Below are 10,716 nucleotides of genomic sequence, written 5' to 3' on the forward strand. Positions count from 1 at the left end.
TTAAATTAATTTGAACGTAATTCTACTAACTTCTTAATCCTCGCCCTTGTTCTATTAAATACCAAGTTAATAAATAAAAGGCGATTAAAAACACCATCAATACACTAAGGGTTATTACGATAGAAACATCAGCAATACCTAAAAATCCATATCTAAAGCCACTGATCATATAGACGATTGGATTAAGCTTAGAAACCGCCTGCCAGAATGGTGGTAATAAAGATAACGAATAGAATACCCCACCCAAATAAGTTAGCGGCGTTAATACGAAAGTCGGAACGATACTAATATCATCAAACGTCTTAGCAAAGATAGCGTTCAGTAACCCTGCAAGGGAAAATACAATTGCAGTTAACAGCAGAGTAATCACGACCATTGACCATGAATGCACTTGTAGTGGAATAAAGAACAATGAGACAACCGTGACTAAAAAGCCAACTAAAATACCACGGGCAACTCCACCGCCCATAAACCCTGCAATAATCACATGGGTCGGTACTGGTGCGACTAACAACTCTTCAATATTCTTTTGGAATTTAGAACCAAAGAATGACGAGCAAACGTTAGAATAAGAGTTAGTGATCACCGCCATCATGATTAGGCCAGGAACAATAAACTGCATATAGTCTACGCCACCCATCTCACCAATTCGCGAACCAATTAAATTCCCGAAAATCACAAAATAAAGTGACATGGTAATCACGGGTGGTAATAGTGTTTGTACCCAGATACGCCCAAAACGGGTTACTTCTTTAATCCAGATAGTTTTTAATGCAACCCAATACAGTGAAAACATTATTCGCCCCTCACTTGAGCTTCTTGGCTCTCTTTTTTCACCAAGCTCACAAATAACTCTTCAAGGCGATTAGCCTTATTGCGCATACTCAAAATTTGGATCCCTTGGTCACTCAATTGACTAAATACCCCATTAAGCCCCTGCTCTCGTTTCACATCCACTTCGAGGGTCGAGGTATCAACAAGCCGAGATGCATAGCCCACTAAATTTGGGAGCGGGCTTTTGGGCATAAGGTCAAAGATAAAGGTCTCTGACTCTAATTGGCTTAATAAATGCTTCATACTGGTATTTTCCACCAGTTCACCATGCTGGATAATACCGATATTACGGCACAGCATTTCTGCCTCTTCCAAATAGTGAGTGGTTAAAATAATCGTTGTGCCTTGGGCATTTAGTTTCTGTAAGAACGTCCACATCGAACGACGTAATTCAATATCCACCCCTGCGGTAGGTTCATCAAGGATCAACAATTTTGGCTGGTGCATCAGCGCCCGAGCAATCATTAAGCGGCGTTTCATGCCGCCAGAAAGATTACGAGCACGCTCATCGCGTTTTTCCCATAAATCTAACTGCGTGAGATATTGCTCAGCACGTTGGTTAGCAATATTTCTCGGCACACCGTAATAACCAGCTTGGTTTAAAACAATCTGCAATACCGTTTCAAACGGGTTAAAGTTAAATTCTTGTGGTACCAATCCCAGTTGTGTTTTAGCTTGTACCACTTGTTTATCTAGGTCATAGCCAAAGACTTTCACTGAGCCACTGGTTTTATTCACTAACGAGCTAATAATACCGATTGTGGTTGATTTGCCTGCGCCATTTGGACCCAGTAAGGCATAAAAATCACCATCTTCAACGCTTAAATCAATTCCTCGCAAAGCTTTCACGCCACCCGCATAGGTTTTGGTCAGCTGCGATAACTCGAGTGCGTATGTCATATATTAAAAATACCTTTATTCTTGGGGCTGTTTGGGAGCAATATAGCCTAATGATGCCACTTTTTCCTGTCCGATGTTATGCAGAAAAGTGATAATAATTTAATGTGAGATTATTTAACATCCTCTGAATTGAGGGTTGTCATGTTCAAATGAGTGGTTCATCATAGAAATGAAATTAGTATAACTAATTATTATTTAATCAATAAATACTGTATAAGATTTTATCGCAAAGTCACACAATTAGGCTACAAGTCATGATGAGAAAAATTGAAGAGCTGTTTGCTAATAACGAAGCATGGTCAGCGTCTGTAAAAGAAAAAGATCCTGAATTCTTTAAAGAATTATCAAAAGCTCAAAAACCAAGATTTCTATGGATAGGCTGCTCAGACAGTCGAGTGCCTGCTGAAAAACTGATCAACGCGGCGCCAGGTGATCTTTTCGTTCACCGTAACGTAGCAAACTTAGTCATTCACACTGACTTAAACTGTTTATCTGTTATTCAATATGCGGTTGACGTGCTGGAAGTTGAACACATTATCATCTGCGGTCACTATGGATGTGGCGGTATTGAAGCGGCAGTGGATAACACTGAATTAGGCTTAATCAATAACTGGTTATTACATATCCGTGATATTTGGTATCGACACAGCTCAATGCTGGGTGAACTCAAACCTTGTGAACGTTTAGATCGCTTGTGTGAACTGAACGTAGTTGAACAAGTTTACAACTTGGGTCACTCAACCATTATGCAATCTGCATGGAAACGTGGTCAAAATATCATGATCCACGGCTGGGTATACGGAATTAACAATGGCCGTTTACATGACCTGCATATCACCGCAGATAGCCGTGAAAAATTAGAACTGTGTTACCGTGAATCTATCGCTAAATTAACCCAGAAAAAATAATATTTTCTCTATCGTTAGATAGCAAAAGAGCAGCCTTGGCTGCTCTTTTTTATGGTTCAACAATGCCTATTACTCTTCCAGCAAGGTCACATGTCCAATATATGGCAGGTGGCGATACTGTTGGGCGTAGTCGATACCGTAACCGACAACAAACTTATCTTCGATGGAATAACCAATCCACTCAACGGGAACATCGACTTCACGACGAGAAGGTTTATCCAAAAGAGTACAAATTGCGACAGAGGCTGGACCGCGCAATTCAAAAATTTCACGAACTTTATTTAACGTGTTACCAGAGTCGATAATATCTTCCACGATCAGAACGTGTTTACCGCGAATATCTTCGTCTAAATCTTTAACGATTTTCACATCACGGCTGGACGTCATAGCATTGCCGTAGCTGGATACCGTCATAAAATCGACTTCATGAGGAACGGTGATTTTACGGCATAAATCCGCCATAAAAATAAAGGAGCCTTTTAACAGACCAACTAGCACTAACTCACCGTTAACATTCTGGTAGTGAGCACTAATGCTGTCCGCTAATTCACTAATTCGTTGAGCAATCTCTTCTTCAGAGATCATTACATCAAGAGTATGTTTCATCTTCAATTACGCATGTATGGGAATGGAAAGCGCGTAATTTTAACATAAGCCACACCAAGACGCGATGACAAAACAAGTTGCAGTGACATTGCAGCCACTGCAACCATCACGATTAACTCACAGTAAAGCCCATCATCATGCCAGTATCTTCGTGTTCCAACAGATGGCAGTGCGCCATATAAGGATGTTGAGGCGTTGCTTTATGCTTAAACTCCACCAGCACTTCGCTCACCTGCCCTTCAACTCTAACAATATCTTTCCAGCCTTGGCGATGTGGCTCTACAGGACGCCCATTCTCTTTCAGAATTCTAAAGCGCGTACCGTGCACATGGAATGGGTGCAGCATCATGTCTCCACGACCCGAAATAACCCAAACCTCTTGCTGATTTAACGGCGTATCAAAGGCAGGATGCGTCATCGAGAAAACTTGCCCGTTGATAGTATTTGCATTGTGGATATCTAAATCACCAGTGCCGGTACCGCAATGCCCCCCATTACCTTGCATTCCGCCCATCTTACCTTGGCTCATATTGCCGTGGTTCATGTTACCTTGGCTCATGTTTCCATTTCCCATATTGCTATGATCCATACCGCCCATCATGCCACCATGGCCGCCCATGCCCCCCATAGCTTGAGCACCGTATTTTTCACGCAACATCATCATACCTTGCATATCCAAACGCATATCCATCATCAAATGGAATTTACGACGGTTAAGCCCGGTCAATGAAGGGATAGCAGCAAGTGCAGCTAATTCTGTCGGTAATTTCCCATCACCTGCACTTAACGTCGTTTCGACACGCAATACAGGAAGTGGCTGGTCAAATGGCGCAATTGTCATGCCCATTTGCTTAACGGGTAAAGTCACAAGATCAAAAGCGCGACCATCAGATACGTCAATGAGGACTTCAAAACGCTCGCCCATTAAGATAGGTAACTCGGTTAATGCAATCGGCTCTGCAAGTAAACCACCATCGCTTGCGACGACATACATTTTGCGCCCATCACTGGTGGACACATTTAAACTACGGGCATTACAACCATTGAGAAGTCTTAGGCGGATCCAACCTTTTGGTGCTACATGCTTAGGGTACACCGCACCATTGGTGAGCATCATATCCCCAAACCAACCCACAGCCGCACTCATTACATCCAGTTGATAATCGATTTGTCCATCATCTTTCAGGCGCTTATCCTGCAAAATAACCGGAATATCATCCACGCCCCATGTACTTGGCAACCCATATTTTGAGCTATTTTCATCTTTGATTACCACTAATCCCGCCAGCCCCATCGCCACTTGGTAACCGGTTTTTCCGTGAGTATGAGGGTGGAACCAGCAAGTGGCTTCAGGTTGATCAACTGTGAAATTAACTTTACGGCTAGCACCGGGAGCAATAATCGCTTGAGGTCCACCATCCTGTTCACCCGAAATTTCTAGCCCATGCCAATGCACAGTAGTTTCTTCCGGTAGCTGATTAGTGATGTTGATATTAACAGATTGACCATTTTTCAGGCTTAATGCAGGTCCAAGTAAATCGCCGTTATATCCCCACGTTGTTGTTTTCTTACCGGGGACAAATTGTGAAATGCCCTGCTTGATAGCAATTTGGATATTACCCTGCGCATCTGGCTCAACTAATGGTGGAATAGCGAGAGTTGGATAATTCCCTGCGGCGACAGCAACGCGACTCCAAACAGGTAATGCGCTAGCAGCATATGCTATTGCACTCAGCTTGAGAAAATCACGACGTAACATAGATAACCTTCCTTTTCTTTACCAGAATCAACAATCAGTGAGCACAGGATGACAAGGCAGAAATTGCCCTTTCCAAGCAAAACGTGTTTTAATGCTGATGATGATAAAGCTTCCCCCTACAGGAAGGTCAATAAATCCACGATATTAATATGGGTTTATTACATAGCTTTAAGAAAGTTAGAATTGCCTAACAGTTCTATACATTAAATAATTAGACTTACATAATTACCTTAAAAAAATAGGGTAACTTGATGTATCGTGGCTATGTTCTTATGCTAATGTAACTTGATATAAAAAACAGATAGAATAGCGAATGCAAAAATTTATATTAATATCCTACTTCATGATGCTGCTTGGTGTGACTCACTCAGCGAAAGCCCTTGCGCCGAACGAAGCCGAAGATCTCGCCGACCTCACCGCGGTTTTTATTTATTTAAAATATGATTGCGGGTATACCCAAATCCCTGATCGTGAAATTGAACGGGCGATTGTTTACTTTGCCAAAAGCAATAAATGGGACTTGAGCAACTATAACTCCAACAAAATGAGCAAATTGAACAAAGAAAGTTATGATGATCTGAAAGGGATCCCATTAGCTCAAGACTTCAAATGCCAATCTTTAGCGCGTGACTCTTTAGGGCTATTTGCTTACGTGAAGTAAGTTAAACGTTAAAGCTTCGGAAACATGTGACCTTACCCAACGTGTTTCCCTTTATTCTTTCCGCTTATTTTTTCTCTCCTGCAAAAATAACACTACCGATGGGATTGTTTGAATAATCACCATACGAATAATGTGATTCGACATCACAAATCCAGCATCTAAATTCATGGTAATTGCGGCAAACGTCATGGCCTCCATACTGCCCGGCGCCCAAGCCAGCAATAACACCGCAATATCGTACCCCGTCAGCCATGAGGCAAAGACCGTGATAAAAAACGTCAAGATGATATTAATAACTACCACTTGGGCAGAGGAATAAATATTTTTTATTAGGGCAGATAACGGAAAAACAATAAAGTGGTTACCGATATTCATTCCAATCAATACCATACTGAGTTCCGTTAGCATCAGCGGAAAACTAAGCTGAATATCAATCCAACCTTGAATTAATGTGGCTGCTGCCAATGATGTCAGCATAAAAGGGGCTGGAACTCTTAAACGCTGTAAAACTAATCCAGCAATGAAGCCTGAAACCACTATGACCAATAGCCAGAAAGTTGACTCTAGCGTTAATGATGGTAACTCAAATAGAGGTTGAGAATCTCCCTCACTTCCCACCACAATTCCCGCCAGAAAAATAAGAATAATCAATCGAATCGTATGGGAAATAACAATTTTTTGAGGTGGTGTGTGGGTATGGTCAGTTAACGCAAGGATCGCCGCCATTGCTCCTGGTACCGAACCGAGCATGGCTTCTTGCTTTGTCCAGCCAACTTTGCGATAAAACCAAAAGTAGCTAAATGAAAACTGCACCGCCAAACAGATAACCAAGGTCATCAAAAGCAGTAATAAATTATCTGCCTCTTTGAGAGAAACTTGATTAAACATCAAACCGACGGAGCTGCCCAACGTAACTTGAACAAAAGTGATGGTATGTTTGGGGATCGGAAATGAAAAACCCAAGCGATTAAAAATGATGATGGCGATGATCGGACCAAACATTAATGCTAATGGAATGCCAATATAGGTCAATACACCACCCACAACGGCACAGATAGCAATGCCCACTATCATTTTTATCAGCTTGATCATCGCGCATTAACCATTGAGATTATGAGTAATTAAAATAATTTATATCACAATAATGCAAAAGGTTGAGGCTGAGTGTGCTGAATTACTTATCATAGGGATTATTGGCTGGGGTTTGACCTATTCTCAGATTTTGTACTTAAAATCGCCCTCAAATATAGACGAATATTTAAGTCTGTATTGGTCGTTCCCCACCCTTTATTTTTCGATTTGCTGCTTATCGGCAACGGCTTGGTTAATAATTGCTTTTGCCATCCATTGCGCTAATTCCGTCACTTGTTCATTATCTAACTTCCAAATATCTTTCAATACCAGAAAAATTTCAGAACCATAAATAACAGAAAATGCCTTGATCACTTTATCGATCACTTCTTCGGGATATTCCGATTTCATCGGTGAAGTGACCATGGCCAAAATGTCTTTACGATTTCCACGTTCAAGACGTTTATCTCTTGGAGCCGGTGTGGGTGATGAACGACCTAGCGCCCACTGCTGTAAAGAAGTCTGTAACGCAGCTCTCAATACGCCTTCGTGTTCAAACATTCGAGGAAAAGCATAACGCAGTAACTCATCAATGCGCTCTTCCGTTTTTTCACTTTCAGGTTTCCACGTCAAAATAGGACCTAAGCTGACATTCACTGTCGCGGCGATTAAATCACTTTGAGTTGGGAAATAGCGATAGGCGGTAGCACGAGAAACACCCGCTTCAATGGCAAGTTCAGAAACTGATGGCATCGCCCCTTTTTCAAACAATTCGACCGCCGTCGACACTAAAAGGTTATAAGTGCGTTTGCGTGTTCCTTTATAATCAGGCACAAGATGACTTTGTGGCATATCTTTATCCTTAAAATCCGCCGTTCAAATGAGTTTAGACAATATCTTTAACAATACCTATTCGTCGATAAGCATTTTTACTCATTAATTACTTATTCAGCTGTGTTAGTTTATAAAATTAAGCTATAAATACAATGCAATAAATTATTATATTAAAATATAAACTGATGAAAAACATTATTATAATTTATGTTTAATGCTTTTTTATATAATAATTATTATGTTTAATCAATAAGATACAGTTCACGCACCGATTATCCAAGTAAGAAAATAGCATAATGAGACTACAGTCTCATTTTTAATTAATAAAAAATGATACTTTAGTCTCAATGAGATGAAAAATTCAACTAAACACCCTACACAAAAGGATTTTTCTATGCCAAAACACCAGGGCTTTATTTATGTTGCAACCACCCTCGATACCAAAAGCGCTGAGCTATTTTATGTCAGTGAATTAATAAAAAAAGCAGGGCTTGCAGTACGTACTGTTGACTTAACGACCCAACCGACACAATTAGAAAAACAGGCTGATGTGACTTCAACCGAAATCGCGAGTTTCCATCCTCAAGGGACTGATGCGGTATTTTGTGGTGATAGAGGTAGAGCTATTGAAGCAATGGCTCAGGCATTTAGCCTGTACCTTGCCGCTCAAACCGATGTTGCCGCCATTATCGGATTGGGAGGTTCAGGTGGAACTGCATTAATTACTCCAGCCATGCAAATATTATCCGTTGGCATCCCTAAGCTGATGGTTTCCACGATGGCATCAGGGGATATTTCAGGTTATATCGGCGCAAGTGATATCTCGATGATGTACTCCGTTACCGATGTCTCTGGCCTGAATGTCATTTCTCGAAAAGTCCTGAAAAATGCAGCTAATCAAATTGCAGGAGCCGTATGGTTTGATGATGGCGAAGACAGTGCCGTCGAGTCTAAACCTGCGATTGCCTTAACCATGTTCGGGGTTACAACCCCATGCGTCCAACAATTAACGGCAAAATTAGAGCACGACTATGATTGTTTAGTTTTCCATGCAACGGGCAGCGGTGGGAAAGCGATGGAAAAACTGATTGATAGTCGTTTATTGGATTCAGTTTTAGATATCACCACCACTGAAGTTTGTGACCATTTATTTGGCGGCGTTTTGGCTTGTGATGAAGACCGTTTTGGTGCCATTGCTCGAACACAAACACCGTGTGTGCTGTCATGTGGCGCATTGGACATGGTGAACTTTGGTCGCCCATCTTCCGTGCCAGAACAATATAAAAATAGGCAGTTTTATCACCACAATTCGCAAGTCACACTGATGCGAACCACGGTAGAAGAAAACCGCCAGATGGGGTATTGGATTGCAGAAAAACTGAATGCATGTGAGGGACAAATTCGTTTTATTATCCCTACGGCTGGCTTCTCTGCTTTAGATATTGATGGGGCTCCATTCTGGGATCCCAAAGCAGATAGCGCATTTATCGACGCATTAACTGAAAACCTAATAACAACAGAAAAACGTCAATTAATATTAAGTCCATATCACATTAATTCTGCTGAATTTTGTGAACAGGTCATTGAATTACACCAGGAAATTTGTCAATAAGTAGAGGTTGATACATGAAACATAATCGCGAAGATTTACTGAATAAATTCAGAGCGATGGTAGCCCGTGGCGAGCCAATTATTGGCGGCGGTGCTGGAACGGGGCTTTCAGCTAAATGTGAAGAAGCTGGAGGTATTGACCTTATCGTTATCTATAACTCAGGTCGTTATCGCATGGCAGGACGCGGTTCTTTAGCAGGTCTGCTGGCCTATGGTAATGCCAACGAAATCGTCATGGATATGGCAAAAGAGGTGCTACCTGTCGTAAAACACACGCCTGTCCTTGCTGGCGTAAACGGTACCGATCCATTCTGCCAGTTTGATAAATTCCTCGATGACATCAAAGCGACTGGCTTTGCGGGCGTCCAGAACTTTCCAACTGTCGGTCTAATCGATGGCAACTTCCGAGCTAACCTCGAAGAAACGGGAATGGGTTATGGTTTAGAAGTGGATATGATCCGCATGGCTCATCAAAAAGGGTTATTAACTACCCCCTATATCTTTAGCCGTGAAGATGCCATTGCCATGACAGAAGCGGGGGCCGATATCATCGTGCCACATATGGGACTGACAACCGGTGGCAACATTGGTGCAGAAACCGCAGTTACACTGCAAGACTGTGTGGCGCTAATAAATGATTGGGCGACAGCAGCAAAATCTGTACGCGATGATGTCATCGTGCTGTGCCATGGTGGCCCTATTGCGACACCTGAAGATGCTGAGTTTATTTTAGCGAATTGCCCAGACTGCCACGGCTTTTATGGCGCGAGTTCTATGGAACGTTTACCAACTGAAGTTGCATTAACAGAAACTACTCAAAAATTTAAATCAATTACTCGCTAGTTTTTTATTCTTTTTTATTTTTTGCCAACACCAGGGCGCCTACTTCGGTAGGCGCTTTTCTTTGTCTGGATTCACGACTTTAATTTTCCAGTTCAACATCCAAATGTTTTCGCTTATTCCGCCAATTTATCCAGCCAAACAGCGCAGGCAACACAACCGGTAAAGAGAAATAAAGGACACCAAAGGCAAAAGCAACATGCGGTTTTTCAGGAAATTCCCCACCCGAACCAATTGAGTTTAAATAATGGATAGATTCAAGATATTCAGGAGTAAGCCCACCATAAGGCACCAACCATGATAAAAACATCGTGAAAAAAATACTAAACATAAAATTCACGGCCATTAAGGCAGAATACAGCAAATTTTCTTGGCGCTCACTGTCGGTCCGGCTGGTTATCCCAAATAGCATGCGATTGATAACCGTCGCACTGTATAAATAAAGGATCACCGGAGAGTCCCCCAGCACAGCGGCATTAATCGCCAGAGCAAAGACACCGTAAAATAATGCAAAGCCTAAAAGCACTTTGATATTTTGGAACACTGACATAAATACGCCAGAATGCACCAAAATAAATTCGAAGATGAGGATCAAAGTGAGGTTATAAATAATTTCGACACTGTAGTTTTCAGGAAAAAACCAAACTGAAATAATAAAGCCCACATAAAATAGAGAAAAACCATAATTCATC

General features: G+C 41.6%; 11 protein-coding genes. 4 read left to right on the plus strand and 7 right to left on the minus strand.

The genetic code is table 11. The features are described from left to right. Positions 1 to 25: 25 nt before the first annotated feature. On the minus strand, positions 26 to 796 hold the full coding sequence (locus tag PR761_RS14095; protein WP_154610686.1) for an ABC transporter permease: 771 nt from the start codon (positions 794 to 796) through the stop codon (positions 26 to 28). Continuing rightward, positions 796 to 1,734, minus strand: a complete 939-nt coding sequence (locus PR761_RS14100; protein ID WP_006815170.1) for an ABC transporter ATP-binding protein — start codon at positions 1,732 to 1,734, stop codon at positions 796 to 798. The genes PR761_RS14095 and PR761_RS14100 overlap by 1 nt, the downstream gene beginning before the upstream one ends. Before the next feature lie 254 nt (positions 1,735 to 1,988). On the opposite strand from PR761_RS14100, the gene can reads away from it, so the two are divergent. Next, on the plus strand, positions 1,989 to 2,642 hold the full coding sequence (gene can / locus PR761_RS14105; protein ID WP_006815171.1) for a carbonate dehydratase: 654 nt from the start codon (positions 1,989 to 1,991) through the stop codon (positions 2,640 to 2,642). 69 nt (positions 2,643 to 2,711) lie between these two features. Here can and hpt read toward each other — a convergent pair whose 3' ends face one another. Together hpt and cueO are read right to left on the minus strand one after the other, a co-directional pair. After that, complete coding sequence (hpt, locus tag PR761_RS14110) at positions 2,712 to 3,248, minus strand: hypoxanthine phosphoribosyltransferase (protein ID WP_006815172.1); 537 nt, start codon at positions 3,246 to 3,248, stop codon at positions 2,712 to 2,714. A 112-nt stretch (positions 3,249 to 3,360) separates the two neighbouring features. After that, the gene (cueO, locus tag PR761_RS14115; RefSeq protein WP_112837282.1) at positions 3,361 to 5,007 is read right to left on the minus strand and encodes a multicopper oxidase CueO; all 1,647 of its coding nucleotides are present in this window, start codon (positions 5,005 to 5,007) and stop codon (positions 3,361 to 3,363) included. Between the two features lie 313 nt (positions 5,008 to 5,320). Between cueO and PR761_RS14120 the strand changes: the two genes are divergently transcribed. Beyond that, complete coding sequence (locus PR761_RS14120; protein ID WP_006815174.1) at positions 5,321 to 5,668, plus strand: YacC family pilotin-like protein; 348 nt, start codon at positions 5,321 to 5,323, stop codon at positions 5,666 to 5,668. Positions 5,669 to 5,719: 51 nt separating this feature from the next. Here the strand turns inward: PR761_RS14120 and PR761_RS14125 are convergent, their stop codons facing one another. Next, on the minus strand, positions 5,720 to 6,760 hold the full coding sequence (locus tag PR761_RS14125; RefSeq protein WP_154610687.1) for an AbrB family transcriptional regulator: 1,041 nt from the start codon (positions 6,758 to 6,760) through the stop codon (positions 5,720 to 5,722). Between the two features lie 195 nt (positions 6,761 to 6,955). Beyond that, positions 6,956 to 7,591, minus strand: a complete 636-nt coding sequence (locus PR761_RS14130; protein WP_006815176.1) for a TetR/AcrR family transcriptional regulator — start codon at positions 7,589 to 7,591, stop codon at positions 6,956 to 6,958. 376 nt (positions 7,592 to 7,967) lie between these two features. Between PR761_RS14130 and PR761_RS14135 the strand changes: the two genes are divergently transcribed. Then, positions 7,968 to 9,185, plus strand: a complete 1,218-nt coding sequence (locus tag PR761_RS14135; RefSeq protein WP_039855185.1) for a Tm-1-like ATP-binding domain-containing protein — start codon at positions 7,968 to 7,970, stop codon at positions 9,183 to 9,185. A 14-nt stretch (positions 9,186 to 9,199) separates the two neighbouring features. Next, on the plus strand, positions 9,200 to 10,027 hold the full coding sequence (locus PR761_RS14140) for a phosphoenolpyruvate hydrolase family protein (RefSeq protein WP_006815178.1): 828 nt from the start codon (positions 9,200 to 9,202) through the stop codon (positions 10,025 to 10,027). Between the two features lie 79 nt (positions 10,028 to 10,106). Here PR761_RS14140 and PR761_RS14145 read toward each other — a convergent pair. Then, on the minus strand, positions 10,107 to 10,716 hold a 610-nt coding region (locus PR761_RS14145), incomplete at its 5' end, for a hypothetical protein (protein WP_148449428.1).

The organism is Providencia sp. PROV210, from assembly GCF_028479445.1.
In the GTDB taxonomy this organism is placed as follows: domain Bacteria; phylum Pseudomonadota; class Gammaproteobacteria; order Enterobacterales; family Enterobacteriaceae; genus Providencia; species Providencia rustigianii.